Below are 24,314 nucleotides of genomic sequence, written 5' to 3'. Positions count from 1 at the left end.
TAAGAATGTCCGAAACCCCTATGTTCTATTGCGCGGGCCGAACATATCTGGCGTGATGCGATCGATCGCGCTGCGGGGGTGGGTCCGGATGCGTGGCGCGACGGCTCCGCGGTTGCTTGCGGGGCGACTTCGGTGTTCGTCGTGGGGCGACCCAGGGACTGCTTCGGGGTGGCGTCGGCGCGGGCGTCCGCGCTGCCTTCCCCAAGGAATGACCGGAGGTTCAGGGCCCGGACGCGAGGTCGATCACCCCTTCCCGGACGAGCTGCCGCATCCGCTCCACAGCGGCACGCCTGCGCTCGGGTGTTCCGGGCTCCCCTGGCGGCGGGGCACACGGGGCACCGGGGGCACCGGGCTCCGGAGGAGGCGAGGCGTGCACGCCGTCGCGGAACTCGCACCACACGACCTTGCCGGGGCGGCGCGGCTCCACGCCCCAGGCGTCCGCGAGCGCGGCCACGAGCAGGAGGCCGCGACCCCGCTGCGAGGGCTCACCGGGGGCCGGCGGCACGATCCGGGGCTCCCCCGGCCCGCTGTCGTGCACCTCGACCCGCACGGTACGGGCCTCCGGATCGCGGACCATCCGCACCCGGAAACCCCGCCCCGGCGGGACCCCGTGTCGTAGCGCGTTGGTGGCCAACTCGCTCACGCACAGCGACAGTTCCGCGCGGCGGTCGTGGAGGTACCAGAAGTCGAGGCACCCGTCCGCGAACTCCCGCACGGCCGCCACGGATCTGCGGGCCTTGGGGAAGAAGCGCTCACGGGTGAGGGGGAGCCGGGTGTCCAGGTTCACCGGACGATCGTCGCGGTCCGTCACCACCGTTGAACAGCACGTCGACCCGTACCAATCGATTGGTACGAGTCGGTACGGGTAGAGGAGCGGCCCAGCGGGGGAGTTCGGGGACTATGCCGCCGAGGAAACGCGCACCGAAGAACGGCTCGGCCTTGAAGATGGTCGGTAGCCAGCTGGCCGTGCTTCGCACCAGGAAAAACCTGACTCAGCGGCAGCTCGGGCACCTGGTGGGCCTGGAAGCCGAGTCCATCGCCTCCATCGAGCAGGGGCGCCGGGCACTGATGACCGATGTCGCGGAACGCTTGGACACCATCCTCGACACAGGGGGTGTCCTGGCGGCCGGCGTCTCCCAGCTACCGAAAGTGGACAGCGTTCCCGCATGGGCCGAGGAGTACATGCGCCACGAAGAAGAGGCTGTCTCCCTCTCCTGGTATGACAACCAGGTCATTCCGGGCTTGCTCCAGTCAGAGGGATACGCCAGGGCCGTCTTCCGCTGCCGAGTACCGGCCTACCCGGCAGAGAAGATCGAGGAGCTGACCGCCGATCGCATCGCGCGGCAGGAACTGCTGCACCGGAATGCGCCGCCTACTTTGAGCTTCGTCGTCTGGGAGCCTGTCGTGCGGCACCGCATCGGGGGCCAGGACACCCATCGGGAACTCCTGAGGCACCTGCTCGCGTGCTCAGAGCTCCCGGACCTGACGCTGCAGGTCCTCCCGCTCGACCAGCCCTTCCACGCGGCCCTCGACGGCCCTTTCACCCTGTTGGAAACACCGCATCACCAATACCTCGGCTACTCCGAGGGCCAGCGCGGAAGCCGCCTCATCACCGCGGCCGAGGAGGTCAGTATCCTCGCTCGGCGGTATGCGATGCTGCGGACTCACGCCCTCGACACTGTTCAGACTCAGGGGCTGTTGCACCGCCTGCTAGGAGAGCCATGAGCGCGACCCCGCAGACGTGGTTCACGTCGAGCTACAGCGGCAGCGACGGCGGGCAGTGCGTAGAGGTCGCCCACCACACCGACACCGTCCGCGTGCGGGATTCGAAGACCGACCGAGCCGAGGGCACGGCGGCCCTCATGATCTCCCCTGCCGGCTGGGTCGCGTTCATCGGCTGGGTGCGGCAGGGCTGAACCAGGCTCGCCGTCCTCAGACGGCCGTCAGGACGATCTTGCCGGTCGTGCGCTTCGTGTCCAGGAGCGCGTGCGCTCCCGCCGCGTCCGCGAGGGGGAAGACGGCGTCCACGTGCGGGCGCAGGCGGCCGTCGGCCGCCATCGCGGCGAGCTCGCGCATGGCCTGGCCGTCGGACTCCACCCCCATGAACCCGGCGACGAAGCCCCGCGCCTCCGCCTCCGGGGCGAGCGCCGCCTCGTGCGGTCCCGCGAGGGAGACGATCCGGCCGCCGGGGCGCAGGGTCCGCAGGGAGCGGGGGCCGTACTCGCCGCCGATGAGGTCGAGGACCACGTCCACGTCCCGGACGGCCTCGGCGAAGTCCGTCTCGCGGTAGTCGACGAGCTCGTCGGCGCCCAGCTCGCGCAGCAGCTCGTGCTTGCCGGCGCCGGCCGTCCCGATCACGTACGCGCCGCGGGCCTTCGCGATCTGCACCGCGAGGTGGCCGACGCCGCCGGCCGCGGCGTGCACGAGTACCCGCTGACCGGGCCGCACGTCCGCGGTGTCCACCAGGGCCTGCCAGGCGGTGAGGCCGGCGAGCGGGAGGGCGGCGGCCTCGACGTGGGTGAGGCCGGCCGGCTTCCGGGCGAGGTGGCGGGCCGGGGAGAGGGCGTACTCGGCGTAGGTGCGGCCGGGGCCGGGGTGGCCGGGCATCCCGAAGACCTCGTCGCCGGGCTGGAAGAGCGTCACCCCGGGCCCGACCTCCTCGACGACCCCGCTGAGGTCCCAGCCGAGCGGAATGATCCTGGGCTCGCCGCCGAAGAGCCCGGTGATCCCGCCACTGGCCCGGTGCCAGGAGTCGGTGGGGTTGATCGCGGTGGCGTGGACGCGGACCAGCACCTCCGCGATGCCCGGCACCGGCCGCGGCACGTCCGCGAGCTTCAGCACCTCCGGCCCGCCGAACTCCTCCTGGACGACGGCCTTCATGGTGGGTGCCGTGGCCTGCTGGTTCGTCATGTCCTGCTCCCGGATAACTGGTTCGTTCGGTGACGGAGACCAGGATTTCCGGCGGGGGCACCCCCGGACGAGTGGCAAGAATGCCAAGAGGTGCAAGAATCTTGCCATGCCTGCCGACGCGTCCGCCGCAGCACCCGCGCCTACGGGTGCGCCCGCCCCCGCCCCTCTCGCCCGCCGCCCGCACCGGGTGGTCGTGCTCGCCCTGGAGGGCGTGTACCCCTTCGAGATGAGCATCCCGTCCAAGATCTTCGGGACGGCCGAGGGCCCGACCGGGGAACCGCTCTACGAGATCCTGACCTGCCGACTCCCGCCCGGCGGCGGCCCGGTCCGTACGGCCGCCGACTTCACGGTGACGGTGGAGCACGGGGCGGAGGCGGTGGCCACCGCCGACACCCTGGTGATCCCGCCGTTCGTGTGCGCCCCCGGCGAGGACCAGGACTGGTTGCCCCCGGAGTTGGCCGCCGCCCTCGCCGCCGTCCCGGAGACCTCCCGGATCGTGTCCATCTGCACCGCCTCGTACGTCCTGGCCACCGCCGGCCTCCTGGACGGGCGGCCCGCCACCACCCACTGGCGGGAGGCGGCCGCCTTCCAACGGGCCTTCCCGCAGGTCGCGGTGGACTCCACGGTGCTCTTCATCGACGACGGACGGGTGCTCACGGCGGCCGGGGTGGCCGCCGGCGTGGACCTGTGCCTGCACCTCCTGCGCCGCGACCACGGCAGCGAGGTCGCCAACCGGGTGGCCCGCATGTGCGTGGTCCCACCGTGGCGGGAGGGCGGGCAGGCCCAGTACATCGAGAAGCCCGTCCCGGAACCGGCCGACGCGAGCACCGCCGGCACCCGCGCCTGGGCCCTGGAGCAGCTCCACCGCCCGTTGCCCCTGGCCGAGTTGGCCCGGCACGCGCGGATGAGCGTACGGACCTTCTGCCGCCGGTTCGCGGAGGAGGTCGGCATGCCGCCGGGCCAGTGGCTCGCGGCCCGCCGCCTGGACCACGCCCGGCGCCTCCTGGAGACCACCGACCTGCCCGTGGACCAGGTCGCCGCCCAGGCGGGCCTCGGCACCGCGGCCTCCCTCCGCCAGCACCTCTCCACCGCCACCGGCGTCTCCCCCACGACCTACCGCCAGACCTTCCGCATCCCGACGGGCACGCGGGCGGGCAACTGAGGCTTCCGGCACCGCGCGGGCCGGAGCGCGGCGTCGCCGCGTGCAACCCCACGGCCGCCGGAGAGGTCTACCCACCGACACCGGAGGGGCGGGAGAGGTCATGACGGAACGGACTGAACCGGTCGGAGCGTACGGAACACGGGGAACGGGGCGGGGGGCCCGGGCCGTGGCGGCGGCCGCCTCGGTCACCCTCGCCCTGCCGATGCTCGTGGGCGCGACGACCGCCCCCTCCCCCACCCCGTCGCAGTCCTCCGCCCGGCGGATGGCGGACTGGTCGGCTCCGCAGGCCATCGACCTGACGGGCCAGGTGGGGCAACGCGTCCTCCTCCCGCTCCAGGAGCCCTACTTCCGCGGCCCCGGTTCGCCACCGTCCGAACCGGGGCTGCGGATCGTGCTGCCCGAAGGCGTCGCGGTGGCGGGCTTCGAGCCCGAGGACCGCGGCTACGGGGAGGTCGCCTGGTGCGGGCGGTCCGGGGACACGGAACTTCGGTGCGAGAAGGGCAACGGCATCCTGCCGATCTGCGTCTTCGTCCGGATCAACCGGTACGTGCCGGGTGCCACCGGGGAGATCTCTCTGACGGGCATTCCGTACGACTCGAACCCGACCGACAACCGCACGGTGATCCGCGTCGACATCACGGGCGGGATCCCCTCCGACGACTTCCCGTACGCCCCCCTCGCCGCCGGCCTCGCCGCCGGCCTCGCGGGCCTCGCCGCCCTCGGTACCGTCGCCTGGGCCCGGATCCGCCGGAGTCGGGCGCGTGGGGCTGGTCAGGGGGACGGGCGGCGGTAGCGGAGTTCCGGGACCGGGGTGCCGTCGTAGAGGTCCGAGTCCTCCGTGCCGTCGGGGGCGTAGCCGGCGCGGGCGTAGAAGCGGCGGGCGCGGGCGTTGTCGCGGAGGACCCACAGGGTGACGGTGGCGGCGGGCGGCAGCGCGTCGTGGACGGCCGTGAGGAGGGCGCGGCCGAGTCCGGTGCCGATCAGGTCGGGGCGTACGTACAGGGCGTGCAGGACGTACGCCGATCCGGCCGGAGGATCGGGATCGGGGTCCGGGTCCGGGTCCGGGCCGTACGCGGTCCAGCCGAGGACCGTGCCGTCGGCGGACACCGCGACCAGGTCGGTGCCCGTGCGGGTCGGGTCGGCGAGGCGGTCCAGGGTACGGCGGGCGGTGTCCTCGGGGCGCAGGGCGGCCAGGTAGGAGGCGGGGACGAGACCTGCGTAGGCGTGCCGCCAGCCCCGCACGCGGATCTCGGCGACTTCGGGCACGTCGGCGGCCGTCATCACCCGGACCGTCGCCGTCGCCGTGGCCGGTGCCGATGCCGTCACCCCGGCCGCAGCTCCGGAACCGGACCCGGACGCGGACGCGGACACGGGCACGGACACGGCCGCGGCCGTCCTCGTGGGGTCCGTTGCCGTGGGTTCCATGGCCGTGGGTTCCGTCGTCGGGTGCGCCGTCGCGTGGTCCATGGGCGGAGGGTACGGACGGGGCCGGTGCGGGGCCACGGGATTTCGGGCGGGGTGGAGGTGAGGGCCGGGGCGCCTCGGGCCCGGCTCAGGGGCCGGTGCCGGGCCAGTCCAGGGCGGCGAGGAGCAGGTCCTCGGAGGGGGCGTGGTCCTGGGGCACGCCGTTCACGGTCCAGGAGCCGTTCCCGCTCCCGTGCCCGTCCCCACGTCCGTTCGCGTGCCACTCGACGCGGCGGACCTCCCCGGCCCGGTTCTCGAACTCCACGAAGCTGCCCGGGGCGCCTTCGAGGAGCGGGACCTCCCGCAGCAGCGCCTCGTGCCGGGCGAAGCCGCGCTCCCGGCCGGTGCTGCCGCCGCGGGTGCGGGTGTTGTCGTAGCGCATGCGCAGGTACGGGGCGGGGCCGCGGCCGGTGTCCTCGGGGCGGATCAGCTCCTTGACGCGGACCGTCGCCTCCTCGACCGTCTCGCGGCCGGAGAACTCGCAGCGGTGGGCGGGGAACACCCGGGTCACGGCTTCGGCGAGGCCGTCCGTACGGCCCGCGTGCAGGCCGTGGACGGCGGCCGGGACGGCCGCCACGGCGTCGAAGCTCCGGCCAGGATGCCCGAACCCGGGGACCACCTCGACGGGCCGGGGGTCCGGTCCCTGTCCGGCGCCGTGCTCGCGGGCGAAGACGAGGACCGCCCGGGTGAGGTCCGGGTCGAAGGCGCCGCGGGTGTTCATCTGGTGCACGCGGGTGCCGTCCGGGGAGACCGCCACCACGAAGGTGAGCACCGGCACCGGCGAGTACCACCAGGCCCCGGGCAGCCCGGGGAAGGGCTCTGCTCCGGGCAGGGACCGGACGGCCCGCGCCGCGTCGAAGGCGCCGAAGTTGCCGAAGGTGCCGAGGGTGTCGAAGGCTCCGAGGTCGTCCACGCGGTCCAGCATGCACCGGACCGGAAGGGTGCCCACGGCCGGCCCGGGGCCCGGGGCCACCGATCGGCCCGGGAGGCCCCGGGCCCCCGATCGACCCGGGAGGCCGGGAGGCCGGACGCGTCCGGCGCTACCCCGCCGGGTCCTTCGGATCGTCCTTGCGGAGCAGGTGGGCGGTGACGCAGGCGACCACGGCGGCCGTGACCACGAGCGGCATCTGGTGGTGGGCGTCGGGGCCGAGGAGCAGCACGGCCAGGACCGAACTGGACAGCGGCAGGCCGGTGATCGTGGCCGCGGCGGCGGCCATGCCCAGGGCCAGTCCGGGGGCGAAGCCCAGTCCGGGAAGGCCCGCGCAGGCCACGCCCAGGGCCGCGCCGATCAGCACCGACGGGAAGATCGGGCCGCCGCGCATGCTGCCCAGGCAGATGCCCCAGGCCAGCGTCTTGCAGAGGACGAGCACGAGGAGGGCGGCCACCGACCAGACCGCCGGATCGGCGGCCAGCGAGCCGAGCGCGGCCTGTCCGGACAGCGCCGCCTCCGCCGGGTCGCGGCCGGTCAGGAGCGCGTAGGCGGTGACGCACACCCCGGCCGCCACCGCGCACAGGACGGTCCGGCGGCCGGTGTCGCGGGTGGTGAAGGCGGCCGTACGGTAGCCCAGTTGGCGGCCCGCGGTCAGGATCGCCGCGATCGCCACGGCCACGGGGACGCCCCAGAGGAAGTCGCCCGGGTCGGGGCCGCTGTCGGGCGGCACTCCCGGCAGGGAGAGCGCGCCGATGGACAGGCCCGTCAGGTCCCCGAACCCGTTGAACGCGAGCGCTCCGGCGGCGCTCGCCAGCAGGCAGGGCAGCAGCAGGGCCACCAGTCGGGCCCCGCCGATCCCGGCGGCCTCGACCACCAGCACCGCCGCCACGATCGGCCCGCCGAGGATCGTGGAGATCGCCGCGGTGGAGCCCGCGGTGGCGAGCAGGGTGGACTCCTGCGGCCCCGGGGACTGCCGGAGCAGCTTCACCGCCAACAGGACGAGCCCGCTGCCGACCGCCATCAGCGGCGCCTCCGGACCGAGAACCACGCCGAGGGGGAGGGTGGCGAGGGCGGCCAGGACCACCCCGGGCAGCTCCCGGGGCCCGATCGGGGCGCCGCCGCCGAGTCCGTGCACGGCGAGGTGCCCGCCCTTGCCGGGCATCCGGGTGACGATCGGGGCGAGGATCAGCCCGGCGAGGAGGAAGGCAGGCAGCGGCCACCACCAGGGCGCCCGGTCCATGCCGAGGGAGTGCGGCAGGGATTCCCAGACCCAGTGCTGGAGTTCGTGCTGGAAGCCCACGAAGAGGAAACAGGCCACGGCCACGGGGATGCCGAGGGCCGTGGAGAAGACGAGCATCCGCAGGTAGCCGGGGCGCAGCAGCATCTGCCGCAGCGTGGTGGGCGGGGGTGGCGGCGGCGCGGGCGCGGTCGGTGCCGCGCCTCCGGCGGCGCTCACGCGAACCCCTGGACGGGCCGCGATCGTGGCGTGTCGGACCGCTTCACGGGCTGCGGCCGTTCGGTGCCGGACCCCTTCACGGGCCGCGACCGTTCCCTGTCGGGCCACACAGGACTTCCGCCCACTGGACCTCCCGCGTCCGACCGGACCACCGGCCCGGACCACCGGCCCGGACCGCCCGCGGCGGTCCCGCCCGGCCCCGGCCCGCCCAGTCAACGCCGGCCCCGCCCGGCCCGCACCCGGGCTTCCCCCACCCGGGTGGGGGACGGGCCCGCGCGCCCCGGTCCCCCTCCTCGGAACCCGCCCCGTTGCCCCCTTCCGCGCCTTTCCGCGAGCCCTTCCGCGCCCTTCCGCCCGTCAGGACGTCAGGACGTCAGGACGTCCGGTCGAGGAGTTCGGGCGGGTTCTCGTCCGGGTCGCCGAGGATGCGGAACAGCTCCGGGGCCTCCGCCGTGCCCGTGATCTGCCAGGTGCCGTCCCAGACGCCGTCCCGGGTACCGCCCTGGGTGGCGATCCCCGGGCAGCCGGTCAGCGTGACGGCCACGGACTGTCGACCGCCCCCACCGTCCGCACCCGGCTCCGCGAGCCGCCAGGTGCCCGGGCCCGAGCAGCGGGCGGCCGCCTCCCCCTCGGCGAGGACGACCCCTTCGGCCCGTACCGTGCCGTCGGCGGCGAGGACCAGCCGCGTACCGTCCCCGCTCCAGGTGGCGACGTACCCGGCCCGGTCCAGGACCGGCGCGCGGTAGGGCTCCTGTCCGGCGGCGGCCACCACCCCCACCGCCACCAGCAGCGCCAGGACCGCGCCGGCCACCACGGCCGTGCCGGTCACCCGCTTCCGCTCGGACGTGCCGCGGTGCCGGAAGAAGGCCGCCGCCGTCAGCGGCAGCACCCCCGCCCCGGCCAGCGCCGCCCAGATCTGCGGGTACGGGGCCTCCGCCAGGCCGCACACGGGCAGGGCGGCCAGGGCCGCGATCGGCACTAGGGCCGCGAGCCCGACCGCGGCCCGGAAACCGGCGCCCTCCCGCCCCGACCGCCGGGCCACCACCTCACCGACGTATCCGGCGGGCTTGGTGACGCACAGGGCGAGGAGCGTCGCCAGGAGGACGAGGAAGACCGGGACCAGGACGGGCGCCGGCAGCAGCCCGAACAGCGGACCGCGCACCCCGTGGTCGTCCTGCTCCGGTTCGAAGTACGGCAGCACCAGCAGGGCCACCATGCCGAGGGCGGCCTGCGCCCCTCCCACGAGGGTCGCTCCGGGCGTCGCGCTCCACAGGTCCCGAGGGCCGGCCATCTCAGGCGCCGTTCCGGGCGGAGAGGACCAGGCCGGTCAGGACGATGAGGGCGAGGACCGCGCCGGACAGCTCCGCGGTGAGGCGGCGGCGGGCCCGGGCATCGGCGCCGCGGGCGTGGAACCGGTGGGACAGCAGCAGCGGCAGGACCCCGGCAGCGGTCAGCCCCAGCCACCAGCTCAGGTAGGCGCCGCCGGACGCGTCCCGCAGCGGGAGCGCGAAGAAGGCCGACAGCAGCACCAGGGCGACGAGCTGCGCGACCGGCCGGGCCGCACCGGACCGACCGCCGCCCCGCGCGAAGGCGCGCCGCGCGACGGCGTGCCCGAGGAAGCCCGCCGGCTTCACCACCGCCACGGCGTAGGCGAAGGTGAGGACCGCGCCGGTGAGGAGCCCGACGGCGGACAGGAACAGGAGCCCGAACCAGCTGCCCACGCTGCCGGGGAGGTCGGCGGTGCTCACCGCACTGACCCCGGTCGCGACGGCCACGACCTCCGCGCCGACGGCCGCGAGCACCACCTGCACGAACAGGGCGAGGGTCGCCCCGGGCGTCACCGACCACCAGGTCGGGGACGAGGAGGTCGGAGTGGACGGCGAGGGCGGCGAGGCCGGAGCCACCGGCCGCCGGGGCGACCAAGCGGGCCCGGCGGACCAAGCGGCCCCGGCGGCCCCGGCCGGCACGGAGGGCCCGGCAGGCCCGGTGGGCGAGACCCCCGTACCCGCCCACCCGCCCCGCCCGACCGCACCGGCCCGCCCCACAGGCCCTGCATCCCCGATGGACCCCCCAGCCCCCGTGGGCCCCGCAGTCCCCATGGGCCCGACATGCGCCGCGGGCCCGCTCCGGCCCGTGGTCCCCGCGATGCCCATGGGACATCCCTTCCCCTCAATTGAACACGTTCAATCGACTACGACCGTGACCCTATACCCCTCTTTGAACGCGTTCAATATCCTCGACACCCTCGACGTCCCCGACCCTTCCCGCCCCGCCGACCCCCTTCCCATCTGACGAACCGTCAGCTTCAATGCGAGGGTGATGGGACACGCTGGGATGGCGGCCACCGTCGTCCGATACCTCAGGTCCGCGGGATACCCGACCACCGCCGGGGAGCCGCCGCTCGACCCGCTGCCGCGGCCGCACCTGCGGGCGGTCGGCGAGGACGAGCGGGCGCCCGTCAGCCCCGCCGAGTTCCGCTCCGTCCTGGGCAACTTCGCGAGCGGGGTCACGGTGGTCACCGCCCCGGCCCCGACGGACGCGCCCGACGAAGGGCCCGCGGGATTCGCCTGCCAGTCCTTCGCCTCGCTGTCGCTGGACCCGCCCCTGGTGACCTTCATGGTGGCCCGTACCTCCACGACCTGGCCCCGGATCGCCCGCGCCGGCGTGTTCTGCGTCAACGTGCTCGGCGCCGAACAGGGCGAGCTGTGCCGTTCCTTCGCGGTCAGCGGCGCCGACAAGTTCGCGGGCGTCCGCCACGACCCGGCCCCGGTGACCGGCTCCCCGCGCCTGGAGTCCGTACCCGCCTGGATCGACTGCCGGATCCACGCCGTGCACACCGGCGGCGACCACCTGATCGTGGTCGGCCGCGTGGAGGCCATGGGCGCCACCGGCGAGGGGGACCCGCTCCTCTTCCACCGAGGCCGCTTCGGCCGCTTCACCCCCTGACCGACCGTCACGTACGCGACAATCCGGCGGGTCGCAGCCCCACGGCTCCCCAGGATCAGCCAAGGCCCCCACAGGCATCAGCTGTCGGCGCTAGGGTCGCGACAGCCGCGCAGGCAGGGGAGGGCGAAATGTACGGGGCCGCTGCGCTCAGCGACTTTCAGCAGGAACTCTTGGGCGGGGGTCTGGGGGCCCTGCTCGGGGTGCTCGGCACGATCAGCGTGGAGTACATGCGCGGGCGCCGGGACCCCGTGAAGCAGTTGTCCTACGACTCGGAGACTCGGTCGGGCATCGTCTCGGCGGACGACTCCGTCCGAGGACGGTTGGGCTTCTCTTACGACGGTGTGCCGGTGGATCACCTGACATCTGTGCAGTTCACCGTGGAGAACACCGGCAACCAGGTCGTGAAGGACCAGCAGATCCGCTTCCGCTTCAAGAGCGGGACGCGCGTACTCGAAGCTGACGCCACCTCGCGCACGGAACGCGAGTGGGGGGTGCGACGGGAACAGACCCGGGAAGACGGCCTACACGAGGCCGTATTCGTCATCGGGCACCTGGAGCGAGGCCAAAGCGTCGACTTCCGTCTGATCGTGGCGGGGCGACGAGCGGACGAATGGGAGCCCATCCCGCACAATCCCGAGGGCGGCGTCGAGTTCGTGTCCCGTACTGCCGCAAGGACGAAGGCGGATCTCGAGCACGTACCGGCCGCCATCGTCCTGTGCTTTCTGGTGTTCACGTTGCCACCGCTCTTCGAGTCCTTGACCGAAGTCGGCGCAACAGCGGCAGCGCTGCTGCGGCTGGGCTTGCTTGGAGCCGCCGCCCCCCACTTGTTCCCAGCGGCCCGCGCGCTACGCGACTACCTCGTTCGACCGGAGCCGGAGGATGCGCGGGTTCACATCGGCGAAGTGAACGGGTCCGCCTTTTCCGTCCTGGGATCTCACAACAGCGCCACCTACAACCGCGAGCCGGGCGACGCCCCCTGAAACCTCGGTCCGCGCGACCGACTGCGTATCCTGCGTGCCGCGAGCGCCCCCGACACGGCGGGCGGGGGCGGGACTTCGGGGGGAAGCATGGGCGTGCGGCAGGAGGGAGCCGGGCGGAGCCGGTGGACGACCGGGGCGGGCCGGACGATGGTGCTCAGCGGCTGGGCAGCCCTGCTGAGCGTCCTCGTCCCCGGCCTCGCCCCGTACCCGCCGGTCCTCCTCCCCCTGGGCTTCGCCGCGCTGAGCGCCGCGGCCGCGGCCGTCTGGGTGGTCTCCGGCCACCGGGTGCGCGCCCCGCGCGGCCCGTTGGACAAGCCCTACCGGGAGACCCGGCGACCGAGCCGCCCGCTGACCTACCTCTTCGCCCTCGGAATACCGTTCGCGAGCATCGCCTGCCTGCTCATCGCCTTCCTCCCGGCCGGGGCGGACGTCCGCGAGGCGGAACGCCGCGAGCGCGCCGGGGTCTCCGAGCACGAGGTGCCCGTGGCACGTCTGCTCGACGAACCGCGCCGGGTGGGCACGACGGAGAGCGACGAGCCGATCTACCGCACCCGCCTCGCCTTCCGGGTGCCGTACGACTCCGGGGTGCGGGACTACGTCCTGCCGGACCACGAGACGGTCGGCCTGCCCCGGCCCGGCACCCCCGTGTCCCTCTGGTACGCGCCCTCGCACCCGGAACTGCCCCCGTGGCCCGACCCCTCCGACGCCTTCACCGCCTACGGGAGCCTCTGCCTGCTGGTCTGGACGGTGCCCTTCGCGGGGCTCGTCTCGGCGGCCGTGAAGTCCCAGATGGCCAAGGCCGACGTGCACTTGTGGCGTCGCTTCCGCGCCCGGTACCACCTGCCCGCCCTGGCCGTCCTGCTGCTGGGCGCGGGCCTGCTCGTCCCGTACGCGGCCGGATTCACCACCGACCCCCTGTGGCGGTTCGGCATGCCCCTGCTCGCCGCCCTCACCCCGTGGGCGTCGGCCCTCTGGCTGATGCTCGCCACCTCCCGGATCAGAGGGTGAGCCCTCTCGGATCGGAAGGTGAGCACCCCCTGGCCGGAAGGTGAGCACCCCTCGGGTCAGAAGGTGAGCACCCCCCGGGCCACTCGGCCCGCGTGGGCGTCCTCGGCGGCTTCGGCGAACTTCTCCACCGGATAGGTGCGCGTGACCAGTTCGTCGAGGAGCAGCCGCCCGCTCCGGTAGAGCTCCGCGTAGCGGGCGATGTCGCGTTGGGGGCGGGAGGAGCCGTAGCGGCAGCCGAGGATGGACTTGTCCAGGTACATCGAGGACACCTGGAAGGCGGCCTCCTCGCGGAAGCCGGGCACGCCGAGGAGGACGGCCTGCCCGTGCCGGTCGAGGAGGTCGACGGCCTGCCGGATCAGCTTGACGTTGCCCACGCACTCGAAGGCGTGGTCCGCCCCGGTGGGCAGCACCTCCCGGACGGCGGCGGAGGTGTCCTCGACCGAGGAGGCGTCCACGAAGTGGGTGGCACCGAAGAGTCGGGCGGTCTCCTCCTTCGCCGGATTCGCGTCCACGGCGACGATCGGGCCCGCGCCCGCGAGCCGCGCGCCCTGGAGGACGTTCAGCCCGATGCCGCCGGTGCCGATCACGAGGACGGAGTCGCCCTGGTCCACGCGGGCCCGGTTCAGTACGGCGCCGACCCCGGTCAGGACCCCGCAGCCGATCAGGGCGGCGCTGGTCAGCGGGACGTCCTCGGGGATCTTCACGGCCTGCACGGCCTTCACCAGGGTCCGTTCGGCGAAGGCGGAGTCGGAGGCGAACTGGAAGAGCGGCCGGCCCGCCCGGGAGAAGGGCTGCCCCGGCATGCCGATGGCCTTGCGGCACATCGTGGGGCGGCCACGGTCGCAGTCGGCGCAGGCCCCGCAGTTGGCCAGGGTGGACAGGGCCACGTGGTCCCCGGGGGCCACGTGCGTCACTCCCGTACCGACCGCCTCGACGATGCCCGCCCCCTCGTGCCCCAGCACCACCGGCACCGGGAAGGGAATGGTGCCGTCGATCACGGACAGGTCGCTGTGGCAGAGCCCGGCCGCCTTCACCGCGACCAGCACCTCCCCCGGGCCCGGATCGCGGATCTCCAGATCATCGACCACGAGCACCTGCTTGCCGTCGAACACGACGCCTCTCACCGCGACTCCTTAGGCAGGCCGAGCACCCGCTCGGCGATGATGTTCCGCTGGATCTCGTCCGAGCCGCCGTAGATGGTGTCGGCCCGGCTGAACAGGAACAGCCGCTGGTAGCCGTCCAGTTCGTACGGCTCCTCCGGACTCCAGGGCGCCCCGGCCGCGGTCGCCGCCGCCCCGTGCACGGCCACCGCCAACTCGCCCAGCCGCCGGTGCCAGCCGCCCCACAGCAGCTTGGCCACGCTCGGGGCGCCCGGCCCGCCGGAGCCGCCGAGGGTCCGCAGGGCGTTCCAGCGCATGGTGCGCAGTTCGGCCCACTGCCGCACCAGCCGCGCGCGGAGGGCCGGGTCCCCGGCCCGGCCGCCGCGCAGGAAGTCCGCCAGGACCTCCTCCAGTTCGGCGGCGAAGCCGATCTGCTGGACGAGGGTGGACACCCCGCGCTCCAGGGCCAGCAGCCCCATCGCCACCGTCCAGCCGGCGCCCTCGCCGCCCACGGTCTCCGCGGCCACGGCCCCGTCGAAGAAGACCTCGTTGAACTCGGCCGTCCCCGACATCTGCCGGATGGGCCGGACCTCGATCCGCCCCGGCTGGTCCATCGGGACGAGCAGGAAGGACAGCCCGCGGTGGCGCCGCGAACCGGCCTCGGTGCGGGCCAGGACGAAGCACCAGTCGGCCTCCTGGGCGAGGGAGGTCCAGATCTTCTGGCCGGTGACCCGGAACAGGCCGTCGGCCGGGTCCCGCACGGCGGCCGTACGGATGCCCGCGAGGTCCGAGCCGGCCCCGGGCTCGCTGTACCCCTGGCACCACAGCCGCTCGCCGCGGGCGATGCCGGGCAGGTGGCGGGCGCACTGTTCGGGGGTGCCGTGGGCGAGGAGGGTGGGGGCGAGGAGGTTCTCCCCGATGTGGCCGACCCGGCCGGGCGCGCGCAGCCGGGCGTACTCCTCCGCCCAGACCACCTGCCGGGTCAGGCTCGCCGAGCGTTGCCCGTACGCCCCCGGAGGCGCGTCCCAGCCCAGGCCGATCCAGCCTCCGCGGCCCAGCTCGCGCTCCCAGGACCGGCGGACGGGACCGCCCTGGTGCTCGCTGCCGGGCCCGCCGAGGCCGGCGGCGGCCGCGAACGGGCCGGTCAGCCGGGTCGTCAGCCAGTCCCGCGCCTCCTGCCGGAAGCCCTCGTCCCGCTCGCCGGATCCGAGTTCCACGCGTACCCCTTCCTGCACGGTGATCGGTGACACTGCACGGTCCTGGGTGACGGGTGGCACTGCACGGTGATCGGTGACGGGTGACACTGCCCTGTCACGCGTGACACCGCCCGGTCACGCGTGACGCAGCGGGCCGGCGGCCGGAAACCCCGACTCCACGCCCACGCCCACGCCCACACCCGCCCCCATGCCCACACCCACGCCCCGCGCAGCGGCTAGGCGTTGGGGCGGGCCTTCTCCGCCGCGGCCTTCGCCATGGCCTCCAGCTTCGCCAGCATCGGCATCGGGTCGGTGCCGACCGTGCCGGGCAGGAAGTCGGCGATCTTCTCCGGGGTCCAGGCCCCGTCCGCGTACCCGGCGCGGAGCTCGCGGGGCTGCGCCCAGACCGCGATCTTGGGTCCGGCGATCGTGTAGACCTGCCCGGTGATCCCCTCGCCCCGGGCCCGGTCGGAGAGCAGGTAGGTGACCAGGGCGGCCACGTCCTCCGGTTCGCCGATCTCGGCCAGCTCCATGGGGACGTTGGCGGACATCCGGGTGCGGGCCACCGGGGCCACGGCGTTGGCGGTGACCCCGTACTTGTGCAGGCCGAGGGCCGCGCTGCGGACCAGCGAGATGATCCCGCCCTTGGCGGCGGAGTAGTTGGCCTGGGCCACGGAGCCCTGGTGGTTGCCGCTGGTGAAGCCGATGAGGGTGCCGGAGCCCTGCTTGCGCATCACGGCCGAGGCGGCCCGGAAGACGGTGAAGGTGCCCTTGAGGTGGGTGGCGACCACCGGGTCCCATTCCTCCTCGGACATGTTGAACAGCATCCGCTCGCGGAGGATCCCGGCCACGCAGACCACTCCGTCGAGGCGTCCGTACTCGGCGAGCGCGGTGTCCACGATGCGCTGACCGCCCGCCATCGTGGAGATGTCGTCGGCCACGGCCACGGCCCGACCGCCGGCGGCCACGATCTCCTTGACCACCGCCTCGGCGACCTCGCTGGTCGGTTCCCCGCCCTCGATGGAGACGCCGTAGTCGTTCACGACGACCCGGGCGCCCTCGGCGGCGGCGGCCAGGGCCACCGCCCGGCCGATGCCCCGGCCCGCGCCGGTGACCGCGACGACCTTGCCTGCCAAGAAGTTCCCCACGTCCCGCCCCTTCCCGTTTTCTGACGGACCGTTAGATTCTAGGGGCCACCCGGTCCGCCCGCACAAGACCCGAGGAGCCCCCATGTCCTTGCCGCAGGAGTTCCACGAGATCGCCAAGAGGGTCAACAACTGGGGCCGTTGGGGGGCCGAGGACGAGACGGGGACCCTCAACCTGATCACCCCGGAGGTGGTCCGCGAGGCCGTCGCGGAGGTCCGTACCGGCCTGCGGTTCCCCCTCGCCCTGCCCCTCAAGGAGGACGGGGTCCAGGCCGGCCTGATCCCCGGCCGGATCAACCCGCTGCACACGATGGTGCAGATCAACCAGGAGCTCTTCGGCCCCGGCACGGTGGCCTGCAGCGACGACGCCGTGACCATGGGCCTCCAGGCGGGCACCCACTGGGACGCCCTCACCCACGTCTCGCACTCCGGCCGGATCTACAACGGCCGCCCCGCCGCGACCGTGACCCCGCACACCCGGGCGCAGTACAGCGGCATCGACAAGGCCGCGCCGATCCTCTCGCGCGGGGTGCTGCTGGACGTGGCCCGGGCCAAGGGCCTGGACCGGCTGCCCGGGGACCACGCGGTGACCCCGGAGGACCTGGCGGAGGCCGAGGAGTTCGGGCGGGTGCGGGTCCGGGCCGGGGACGTGGTGCTGGTCCGCACCGGGCAGGTGCAGGTCTACCTCGCCGGGGACAAGCACGGGTACGGCTTCCCGTCCCCCGGGCTGTCCGTGCGCACCCCGGAGTGGTTCCACGCCCGGGACGTGGCGGCCGTCGCCAACGACACGCTCACCTTCGAGATCTTCCCGCCGGAGATCGAGGACCTGTGGCTGCCGGTGCACGCCCTCCACCTGGTGGAGATGGGCATGCACCAGGGCCAGAACTGGAACCTGGAAGCGCTGTCCACAGCCTGTGCAGAACTCTCCCGGTACGCGTTCCTGCTCTCCGCGATGCCCGAACCCTTCGTCGGCGGCACGGGCACCCCGGTCGCCCCGGTCGCCGTCCTCTGACCGGGACCCGCCCGCCACCTCTCCCACCTCCCACGCACCCCTCACCCCTCACACCTCACCCCTCTCCCCCTCGCCTTCTCGGCCCGGAGCCACCGGCCGGGCCCGGCGCCCCGCTCCGCTCCCGGCGGGCCGCCGGGCCGCTGTCGCAGCGGTCGACCACAATGCGGGGCATGCCCGAGACACCGAAGACGCCAGAGACGGCAGAGGCACCGGAGACGCCCGAGGCGAAGCCCGCGCACCGTCACCACGCCCTCGACTACGTCGAGTTGACCGTCACCGACCTCCCCTCCGCCCGCCGCTTCTACGCGGCCGCCTTCGGCTGGGAGTTCAACGACTACGGCCCCGGCTACGCGGGCATCCGCGGCCCCGACGCCCCCGAGGTCGGCGGCCTCCGCCTGGACGAGCGGGACGAGCGGCCCGCCGGGCGCGGCGGCCCCCTGGTGCTCCTCTACTCCGAGGACCTGGACCGCTCGGTGTCCGTCGTGCGGGAGGCCGGCGGCACGGTGGTCGCCGGCCCGTACGCCTTCCCCGGCGGCCGCCGCTTCCACTTCACCGACCCCGCCGGCAACGAGCTCGGCGTCTGGTCGCCCCGCTGACCGGTGCCGTACCCGCCCCGTGTCACGATCACGGACCGTCGTCCTTGACCCTGCCCCTGGGGCAGACGGGAGCGTGGAGGCCATGGAGGAGAGGGAAGAACTGCTCGCGATCGGCGCGTTCGCCCGGCGGGCGCGCCTGTCGCAGAAGGCCCTGCGGTTGTACGACCGCCAGGGCCTGCTGCCGCCGGACCACGTCGACCCCATCACCGGCTACCGGTTCTACCGGGAGGGCCGGCTCGGCGCCGCACGCCTGATCGTTCGGCTGCGCGGGCTGGACATGCCGCTGGCGCAGGTCGCCGAGGTCCTGGCGGCCCCGCCCGAGGAGGCGGCCGCTCTGGTGGCCGCGTACTGGGACGGGGTCGAGGAGCGCGTCGCGGCCCAGCGGGAGCTGGCTTCCCACCTCCGCATCCACCTGCTCGGAGACGAAGGGAACCTGGACATGTACGAGATCCTGCAGCGCGAGGTGCCGGAACAGCTGGTGCTCACGGAGCAGCGGCACGTCACCCCGGAGGAGCTGCCGGAGTGGATCGGCGCCGCGATCGGCCGACTGGCCCCGGTCGCGGAGGCCCACGGCGGCTTCTTCGGGCACCCGTTCGTGGTCTACCACGGGGAGGTCGACGAGGACGGCGACGGACCGGTGGAGGTGTGCGTCCCGGTGGACCCGGCCCGCGCCGGCACGTACCCGGTGCCCTCCCGCACCGAGCCGGCCCACACCGCCGCCTACACCCGCATCACCCGCGCCCAGGTCCGGTACCCGCAGATCCTCTCGGCGTACGACGCCGTCCACGCCTGGGCCGCCCGCGAGGGCCGCACCGCCACCGCCGCCCCCCGCGAGGTCTACTTCGCCGACTGGGCCACCCTCACCCCCACCGACCCGGCCTGCGACATCACCGTCCCCGTCACCCCCGCCTGAGCGGCCCGTACCGCCGCCGGTACGGGGGTCCGGCGGCGGACCCGACGCCCGCCCCACCTCTCGGCCCTCCGCCGTGAGCCGCCGGACGTCGGACCTCGGACCTCGGACCTCGGACGTGATTCGTCAGTCGTCAGTCGTCCTTGACGGTCAGGCCCAGGTGGGCGGCCAGGGACGGGGCCAGGTCGAAGAGCTGCGGGGTGCTGATCACGGCGCCCCGCAGCGCTTCGAAGCCCGAGGTGATGCCGAGGGCGCGGGCCTCGCGGAGGTCGGTCTTCGCGAGGCCCGCGCCGTCGAGGCGGACGGACTCCAGGGTGCTGCCGGGGAAGACCACGTCGTTCAGGGCGGCCCCCGCGAAGTCCGCGTCGCGCAGCAGGCAGTCCACGAAGGCGACCTCGCGGAGCCGGGCGGCGCGGAAGTTCACCGAGTCGAACTTGCAGTTCCGGAAGACCACCCGGCGCAGTTCCGCTCCGTGCAGCTGGATGCCCGCGAACAGGCCCGCCGCGCAGTCCACGTCCAGCCAGGCCGTCTCCGCCAGGTCGGTGCCGACCGCGCGGAGCCCCCGGCACCAGACCGAGTCGAGCCGGGCCCGCCGGTAGCGGCCGCCGGTCAGGGTGACCTCTGACAGCGCCGACTCCACGAGCCGGAGCCGCCCGCCGTCCAGGTCCTCGTAGTGGGCCCCGTCCACGTGCACGCAGTCGTGGGCCCCGTCCCGCTCCGGCTCCCCCGCGCAGGGTTCAAGGTGGTGCGCGTAGGGCAGGTCGGCGAGTTCTCGGGGCGGGGCGACGCGCATCGGGGTCCTTTCGGAAGCTACCAGGACGGGCCGCGGAGACAGGCTCCGTGGAGTTCCAGAGTGCAGCACTTGACGCTGCCGCCGCCCTTCAGCAGCTCCGTCAGGTCCATGCCCAGGGGGTTGAACCCCCGCTCGCGCAGCCGGGCGATGAGTCCCGTGGCCGCTTCGGGCAGCAGCACGTTCAGACCGTCGGAGAAGGCGTTGAGTCCGAACACCGCGGCGTCAGCGGCGGTGGCGGTGACGGCGCGGGGGAACATCCGGCGCAGCACCTCTCGGCTGCCGGGGGTGAACGCCTCCGGGTGGTACATGACCTCGGTCGGGGACAGTACCGCCAGCGCCGTGTCCAGGTGGTAATAGTCGGGGTCGGTCAAGGTCAGGCCGACCACCGGCAGACCGAAGAACTCCTGGGCCTCAGCGTGGGCGCGCGGATCCGTGCGGAAGCCGCTGCCCGCCAGGACGGTGCCGCCGACGCGCAGGAAGTCACCCGCGCCCTCGTTGATGTGCTCCGGCCAGAGGATCTCCTCGAAACCGTTGCGGGAGAACCAGTCCAGGTAGGCGGGTCCCTCGGCGGTCCGCTCCCGGTGCCGGAAGCGCGCACCGAGCACCTTGCCGTCGAACACGGTGGCGCCGTTCGCCGCGTACACCATGTCGGGCAGACCCGGCACCGGTTCGATGACGTCCACCGTGTGCCCCAGGGACTCGTACGTCTCCTTCAGCAGCTCCCACTGGGTCAGGGCCAGCGCGGTGTCCACGGGCTTGGCAGGGTCCATCCAGGGGTTGATTCGGTAGGAGACCTCGAAGTGCTCGGGGCGGCACATGAGCAGGCGTCGGGGCAGGGCGGTCCGGGCCGGGCCGGGGGCGGTGCGGGACTCCGGGGCGGCGGTCACGGTCATGTCGGTTCCTCCGGTGCGGGTCGGGCGAGGGTCGGGCGAGGGGCACGGGGGTGACGCGGTCGGGGTCAGAGGGGCGGCACCACCACCGCCGTGCGGATCAGGTCGTCGGCCACGGACCAGCGGCCGCTCATGGAGTCGAGGAGCCGGCCGTCGGAGTGCTCGTGCGTGCGGTGCAGCACGACCTCGAAGGACTCCCGGTCCGGGTCCAGGATCAGACTGGCGTCGTGGAAGCCCAGCCAGCGTCGAGCCAGCGGGAACCACGCCTTGTACACGGACTCCTTGGCGCTGAAGGTGACGCGGTCCCAGTGCACCTGCGGCAGGCGCGCGTACAGCAGGTCCAGTCGTTCGGCCTCCTCCGGGCCGGCGACGGCGGGCAGCATGCCCTCCGGGAGGGCCTCGTGCGGCTCGGCGTCGATGCCGAGCGAGAGCACGTCCCCGCCGTACGCCACGGCCGCGGCCCGGTAGCCGGCGCAGTGGGTCATGCTGCCGACGACGCCCGGGGGCCACTGCGGTTCCCGGCGGGGGCCGGGCAGGACCGGTACCGGCGGGACCCCGAGGCCGCCGAGGGCCCGGCGGGCACACTGCCGCACGGTGCGGAACTCCCGGCGCCGGGCCTCCACGGCTCCCCGGACCACGGCCTCCTCCTCGGGGAAGACGGCCTCCCCGTACAAGAGGTCGCGGAAGGTCTCCGCGGAGACGGCCGAGGGCGGGAGCAGCGCGGCGAAGCCCGTGGGGTCGGGCCGCGGGGCGGGCGGGGATCCGGCGTCCGATCGGGCCCTCCGGTCCGGCGGCCCGGTCCGGCCCCCCTGCGGGGCCGGACGGAGGAGGAGCGGACCGGTCGGTGCGCCGGACCGGACGCTCGTGGGCACCGGGCCGCTCATGGCGTACCGCGCCAGGCGACGGCCGTCGCGCGTCCCTCGGCCAGGAGCCGTACCACGGCGGCACGGAGACCGCGGGCGGCGCGGCGCGGCCGGTCGGCGGACCGGGGCACGGCGCGGGGCTGCGGCGCCGGGTCCCGGGCCGGGCCGGTGGGCGGGCGGGGCCGGGCGGGGGGTGTCATCGCTCCTCCGTACGGGGGCGGGGATCCGGGGTGCCGGGATCCGGTGGGGGCGGGCCGGGGCACGGGTCCGCGGGGCGGGTCGGTCAGAGGACGAGCCGGACGTCGTAGTGGTCCAGCCAACGGTCGAGTTCGAGCAGGTAGGACAGGCTGATGGCAGGGGTGGCGGCGGTGATCGGTCCGGGGAGGGAGCCGAGGTCGCCGCCCGTGACGGCGGTACGGACCGTCTCCCGGTCGAGGAGGTCGAAGACCCGCGCGTGGGGATCGGCGAGCAGGTCGAGGACCTTCCCCCGCATCCGCTCGACGAGCGCGTCGTTGCGGCCCGCCGGATAGGCGCTCTTGGGGCGGTCGACGACCGCGTCGGGGAGGATGCCCCGGGACGCCTCCCGCAGCAGGGCCTTGGGGGTGCCCCCGTGTCGTTTGAGCGCCATGGGGACGTCGAACAGGTACTGGGCCAGCCGGTGGTCGGCGAAGGGCACCCGGACCTCCAGGCCCACGGCCATGCTCAGCCGGTCCTGTCGGTCGAGGAGCCCCGGCAGCCAGCGGGTGATGCCGAGGTGGAAGACCTCCCGTTCGCGGCGTCGGGCCGCGTCCTCGCCGGCGAGCCGCGGCACTTCCGCGAGGGCCCGGCGGTAGCGCTCCGCCTCGTGGCCGCGGGGGTCCACGAGGCGCCGGACGTCCTCGCGGAGCAGCACGTCCGGCCGGCTCCGGCCGTGGGTCCAGGGAAAGGAGTCGTGCCCGGTGAAGTCCGGATCGAGCTGCCACAGGTAGCCGCCGAACATCTCGTCGGCCGCCTCGCCCGACAGGGCCACCGTGCAGTGCCTGCGGACCGTCTCGAACAGCATGTACATGGAGGTGTCCAGGTCTCCCCAGCCGGGGAGGTCCCGGGCGTGGAGGCCGATGTCGAAGCGTTCGACGAGGTCGTCCACGGTCACGTCGGTGACCTCGTGGCGGATGCCGAGCGCGTCGGCCACCAGGGCCGCGTAGGGGCCGTCCTCGCTCGGCCGCCAGGCGTCGGATCCCGCTCCTCCGGCGGAGGGCGGCGAGACCGCGAAGCTCGCCAGCTCCCCGTTGAGGGCCCGGGCGGCGAGGGCGGTGACGGCGCTGGAGTCGATGCCCCCGGAGAGCAGGGTGCCCACGGGCACGTCGGCGACGACCTGGTGTCCGACGATGTCGTGCAGCAGCTCGCGCACGTGGTCGCTGGTGGCGGTGAAGTCCTCCGTGTGCGGGCGGGCCTCCAGCTCCCAGTAGGCCCGTTCGCGGACGCCGTTCTCCCCGGCGACGAGCAGGTGTCCCGGGCGGAGCTCGCGGACCCCGCGGAAGGTGCCGTGCCCCGGGGTCCGGGCGCGGACCACGGCGGTCAGTTCGGCCACGCCCTCGGCGTCGAGTTCGGCGGGCAGCCCGGGGTGCGCGAGTAGGGCCTTGGGTTCGGAGCCGAAGAGCAGGCCCTCGCCGACGCGCGCGTGGTAGAGCGGTTTGACGCCGAACCGGTCCCGTACGAGGAGGAGTTCGCGGGTCCGCTCGTCCCAGATCGCGAAGGCGTACATGCCGTCGAGGCGGCGGGCGCAGTCGGTGCCCCACTGGAGGTAGGCGGTGAGCAGGACCTCGGTGTCCGAGCGGGTCTCGAAGGACCAGCCGTGGGTGCCGAGTTCGGCGCGCAGTTCACGGAAGTTGTAGATCTCTCCGCTGAAGGTGAGGGCGACGCGTCCGCCCGCCCGGTCGGTGCGGACCATCGGCTGGGCGCCGCCGTCGAGGTCGATGACGGCGAGTCGGCTGTGTCCGAGCGTGGCGTGCGGGGACGGCCACACCTCCTGTGCGTCGGGGCCCCGGGGGGCGAGGGTCTTGGTCATGCGCTCGACGACGGGTCCGCTGTCGGTCAGGTCGCGGCTCCAGTCGGCCCAGCCGGCTATTCCACACATGGTCGGCTCCTTCCGAGCCTGTTCTCGGCGAACTCCAGGGAATGCGGGAGCGCCTGGTCGAGGAAGGCGAGGTCGTGCCCGCCGGGTCGTTCGCGGTAGTCGGTGTCGAGGCCCGCCTCGGTCAGCCGTCGGGCGGTGCGGCGGTTCATGCCGAGGATGCGCGGGTAGTCGCCGGTGCCCACGTCGGCGTAGACGGAGAGGGGTGGGTCGGCGGGGCGGTGTCCGGCGAGGAGGGCGGTCAGTTCGTAGCGGGCCCGGACGGGGCTGCCGGACGGGCCCCAGACGCGTTCGTGGGCTTCGGTGGAGGGGATCGCCGTGTCCCGGGCCGTACGCAGTTCGGCGTACGGGTCGCCGGTCCGCAGGGGCGCTTCGAAGGCCCCGGCGTGGCTGAGCGCCGTCGAGAACACGTCGGGGTGGCGGAGGGCCTGCATGAGGGCCGCCGCCCCGCCCATGGAGAAGCCCCCGATACCGCGGACTCCGGGTCGCAAGGTGTCGGCGTACCGGTCGTCGACGAAGGGGACCAACTCGTGCACGAGGTAGTCCTCGTAGCGGACGCCCCGGTCGTCGTTGACGAACCAGCGGCGGCCGCTCTCGGGGAGCACCACGAGGAGGTCACGGCCGGCGAGGTGCTCCGCCAGCCGCGTCCCGGTCAGCCAGGTGCTGCGGCTGCCGCCGAAGCCGTGCAGGAGGTAGAGGGCGGCGAGGGGTCCGGTGCGGTGGTGCGGAACGAGGACGTCGGCGCGTTTGGAGCACCCCAGGGCGGAGCTGGTCCATTCCCAGGTCCGGAGGGTGTGGTGGGGCAGCCGGCGTTCGGCGAGGAGAGTGTGCACGAGGGC

25 protein-coding genes are annotated in these 24,314 nt (G+C 74.1%); 10 read left to right on the top strand and 15 right to left on the bottom strand.

The window, feature by feature from the left end:
* Positions 1-220: 220 nt before the first annotated feature.
* Positions 221-787 (bottom strand): ATP-binding protein, encoded by a 567-nt coding sequence (locus ABTZ17_RS07895; RefSeq protein ID WP_352194644.1) that lies wholly within the window; start codon positions 785-787, stop codon positions 221-223.
* 158 nt (positions 788-945) lie between these two features.
* On the opposite strand from ABTZ17_RS07895, the gene ABTZ17_RS07890 reads away from it, so the two are divergent.
* Together ABTZ17_RS07890 and ABTZ17_RS07885 are read left to right on the top strand one after the other, a co-directional pair.
* On the top strand, positions 946-1,725 hold the full coding sequence (locus tag ABTZ17_RS07890) for a helix-turn-helix domain-containing protein (protein ID WP_352194654.1): 780 nt from the start codon (positions 946-948) through the stop codon (positions 1,723-1,725).
* Complete coding sequence (locus ABTZ17_RS07885) at positions 1,722-1,916, top strand: DUF397 domain-containing protein (RefSeq protein WP_352194643.1); 195 nt, start codon at positions 1,722-1,724, stop codon at positions 1,914-1,916. Before ABTZ17_RS07890 ends, ABTZ17_RS07885 begins: the two co-directional genes overlap by 4 nt.
* Positions 1,917-1,932: 16 nt before the next feature.
* Here the strand turns inward: ABTZ17_RS07885 and ABTZ17_RS07880 are convergent, their stop codons facing one another.
* A complete protein-coding gene (locus ABTZ17_RS07880; RefSeq protein WP_352194653.1) occupies positions 1,933-2,880 on the bottom strand; it encodes an NADP-dependent oxidoreductase in 948 nt (315 codons plus the stop codon).
* A gap of 136 nt (positions 2,881-3,016) precedes the next feature.
* Here ABTZ17_RS07880 and ABTZ17_RS07875 point away from each other — a divergent pair, with 136 nt between their 5' ends.
* Both ABTZ17_RS07875 and ABTZ17_RS07870 read left to right on the top strand, forming a co-directional pair.
* Positions 3,017-4,072: a GlxA family transcriptional regulator gene (locus ABTZ17_RS07875; RefSeq protein ID WP_352194642.1), complete on the top strand. Its 1,056-nt coding sequence runs from the start codon at positions 3,017-3,019 to the stop codon at positions 4,070-4,072.
* A gap of 100 nt (positions 4,073-4,172) precedes the next feature.
* Positions 4,173-4,865: a hypothetical protein gene (locus ABTZ17_RS07870; protein WP_352194641.1), complete on the top strand. Its 693-nt coding sequence runs from the start codon at positions 4,173-4,175 to the stop codon at positions 4,863-4,865.
* On the opposite strand, the gene ABTZ17_RS07865 is transcribed toward ABTZ17_RS07870, so the two are convergent.
* The 5 genes from ABTZ17_RS07865 to ABTZ17_RS07845 all read right to left on the bottom strand — a co-directional run bounded on the left by ABTZ17_RS07865 (position 4,844) and on the right by ABTZ17_RS07845 (position 9,764).
* Positions 4,844-5,539, bottom strand: a complete 696-nt coding sequence (locus ABTZ17_RS07865) for a GNAT family N-acetyltransferase (protein ID WP_352194640.1) — start codon at positions 5,537-5,539, stop codon at positions 4,844-4,846. The two genes, ABTZ17_RS07870 and ABTZ17_RS07865, sit on opposite strands and share 22 nt — an antisense overlap.
* A gap of 85 nt (positions 5,540-5,624) precedes the next feature.
* Positions 5,625-6,461 (bottom strand): hypothetical protein, encoded by an 837-nt coding sequence (locus ABTZ17_RS07860; RefSeq protein WP_352194639.1) that lies wholly within the window; start codon positions 6,459-6,461, stop codon positions 5,625-5,627.
* Between the two features lie 115 nt (positions 6,462-6,576).
* On the bottom strand, positions 6,577-7,851 hold the full coding sequence (locus ABTZ17_RS07855) for a chloride channel protein (protein WP_502994620.1): 1,275 nt from the start codon (positions 7,849-7,851) through the stop codon (positions 6,577-6,579).
* 445 nt (positions 7,852-8,296) lie between these two features.
* Positions 8,297-9,166 (bottom strand): hypothetical protein, encoded by an 870-nt coding sequence (locus tag ABTZ17_RS07850; RefSeq protein WP_352194637.1) that lies wholly within the window; start codon positions 9,164-9,166, stop codon positions 8,297-8,299.
* Positions 9,167-9,215: 49 nt separating this feature from the next.
* Positions 9,216-9,764, bottom strand: a complete 549-nt coding sequence (locus tag ABTZ17_RS07845; protein ID WP_352194636.1) for a hypothetical protein — start codon at positions 9,762-9,764, stop codon at positions 9,216-9,218.
* A 493-nt stretch (positions 9,765-10,257) separates the two neighbouring features.
* Between ABTZ17_RS07845 and ABTZ17_RS07840 the strand changes: the two genes are divergently transcribed.
* The 3 genes from ABTZ17_RS07840 (at position 10,258) to ABTZ17_RS07830 (ending at position 12,857) form a co-directional block, all read left to right on the top strand.
* Positions 10,258-10,869: a flavin reductase family protein gene (locus tag ABTZ17_RS07840; protein ID WP_352194652.1), complete on the top strand. Its 612-nt coding sequence runs from the start codon at positions 10,258-10,260 to the stop codon at positions 10,867-10,869.
* A gap of 128 nt (positions 10,870-10,997) precedes the next feature.
* The gene (locus ABTZ17_RS07835) at positions 10,998-11,849 is read left to right on the top strand and encodes a hypothetical protein (protein WP_352194635.1); all 852 of its coding nucleotides are present in this window, start codon (positions 10,998-11,000) and stop codon (positions 11,847-11,849) included.
* A gap of 93 nt (positions 11,850-11,942) precedes the next feature.
* Positions 11,943-12,857 carry a hypothetical protein gene (locus ABTZ17_RS07830; protein WP_352194634.1) on the top strand — a complete coding sequence of 305 codons (915 nt, stop codon included), beginning with the start codon at positions 11,943-11,945 and terminating at the stop codon, positions 12,855-12,857.
* A gap of 56 nt (positions 12,858-12,913) precedes the next feature.
* On the opposite strand, the gene ABTZ17_RS07825 is transcribed toward ABTZ17_RS07830, so the two are convergent.
* The 3 genes from ABTZ17_RS07825 to ABTZ17_RS07815 all read right to left on the bottom strand — a co-directional run bounded on the left by ABTZ17_RS07825 (position 12,914) and on the right by ABTZ17_RS07815 (position 16,301).
* Positions 12,914-13,981, bottom strand: a complete 1,068-nt coding sequence (locus ABTZ17_RS07825; protein ID WP_352194633.1) for a Zn-dependent alcohol dehydrogenase — start codon at positions 13,979-13,981, stop codon at positions 12,914-12,916.
* On the bottom strand, positions 13,978-15,174 hold the full coding sequence (locus ABTZ17_RS07820; RefSeq protein ID WP_352194632.1) for an acyl-CoA dehydrogenase family protein: 1,197 nt from the start codon (positions 15,172-15,174) through the stop codon (positions 13,978-13,980). Before ABTZ17_RS07820 ends, ABTZ17_RS07825 begins: the two co-directional genes overlap by 4 nt.
* 215 nt (positions 15,175-15,389) lie before the next feature.
* The gene (locus ABTZ17_RS07815) at positions 15,390-16,301 is read right to left on the bottom strand and encodes an SDR family NAD(P)-dependent oxidoreductase (RefSeq protein WP_352194631.1); all 912 of its coding nucleotides are present in this window, start codon (positions 16,299-16,301) and stop codon (positions 15,390-15,392) included.
* Positions 16,302-16,383: 82 nt separating this feature from the next.
* Here ABTZ17_RS07815 and ABTZ17_RS07810 point away from each other — a divergent pair, with 82 nt between their 5' ends.
* The 3 genes from ABTZ17_RS07810 (at position 16,384) to ABTZ17_RS07800 (ending at position 18,819) form a co-directional block, all read left to right on the top strand.
* Positions 16,384-17,310 carry a cyclase family protein gene (locus ABTZ17_RS07810; RefSeq protein WP_352194630.1) on the top strand — a complete coding sequence of 309 codons (927 nt, stop codon included), beginning with the start codon at positions 16,384-16,386 and terminating at the stop codon, positions 17,308-17,310.
* A gap of 170 nt (positions 17,311-17,480) precedes the next feature.
* The gene (locus ABTZ17_RS07805; protein WP_352194629.1) at positions 17,481-17,906 is read left to right on the top strand and encodes a VOC family protein; all 426 of its coding nucleotides are present in this window, start codon (positions 17,481-17,483) and stop codon (positions 17,904-17,906) included.
* Positions 17,907-17,988: 82 nt separating this feature from the next.
* Positions 17,989-18,819: a MerR family transcriptional regulator gene (locus ABTZ17_RS07800; RefSeq protein WP_352194628.1), complete on the top strand. Its 831-nt coding sequence runs from the start codon at positions 17,989-17,991 to the stop codon at positions 18,817-18,819.
* Positions 18,820-18,949: 130 nt separating this feature from the next.
* Here ABTZ17_RS07800 and ABTZ17_RS07795 read toward each other — a convergent pair whose 3' ends face one another.
* The 5 genes from ABTZ17_RS07795 to ABTZ17_RS07775 form a co-directional block, all read right to left on the bottom strand.
* Entirely contained in the window at positions 18,950-19,609 is a 660-nt protein-coding gene (locus tag ABTZ17_RS07795; protein WP_352194627.1) for a pentapeptide repeat-containing protein, read from the bottom strand.
* Between the two features lie 17 nt (positions 19,610-19,626).
* The gene (gene ddaH, locus ABTZ17_RS07790) at positions 19,627-20,502 is read right to left on the bottom strand and encodes a dimethylargininase (protein WP_352194626.1); all 876 of its coding nucleotides are present in this window, start codon (positions 20,500-20,502) and stop codon (positions 19,627-19,629) included.
* A gap of 65 nt (positions 20,503-20,567) precedes the next feature.
* Positions 20,568-21,371 carry a 4'-phosphopantetheinyl transferase family protein gene (locus ABTZ17_RS07785; protein WP_352194625.1) on the bottom strand — a complete coding sequence of 268 codons (804 nt, stop codon included), beginning with the start codon at positions 21,369-21,371 and terminating at the stop codon, positions 20,568-20,570.
* Between the two features lie 274 nt (positions 21,372-21,645).
* A complete protein-coding gene (gene asnB / locus ABTZ17_RS07780) occupies positions 21,646-23,478 on the bottom strand; it encodes an asparagine synthase (glutamine-hydrolyzing) (RefSeq protein ID WP_352194624.1) in 1,833 nt (610 codons plus the stop codon).
* Positions 23,466-24,308 carry an alpha/beta hydrolase gene (locus ABTZ17_RS07775; RefSeq protein ID WP_352194623.1) on the bottom strand — a complete coding sequence of 281 codons (843 nt, stop codon included), beginning with the start codon at positions 24,306-24,308 and terminating at the stop codon, positions 23,466-23,468. Before ABTZ17_RS07775 ends, asnB begins: the two co-directional genes overlap by 13 nt.
* Positions 24,309-24,314 lie beyond the last annotated feature (6 nt).

The sequence above is a fragment of the Streptomyces sp. NPDC097619 genome (genome assembly GCF_040302735.1).
Taxonomy (GTDB): Bacteria; Actinomycetota; Actinomycetes; order Streptomycetales; family Streptomycetaceae; genus Streptomyces.
Note: the sequence above shows the minus strand (reverse complement) of the source record. Positions and strands in the feature narration are given on the sequence as shown.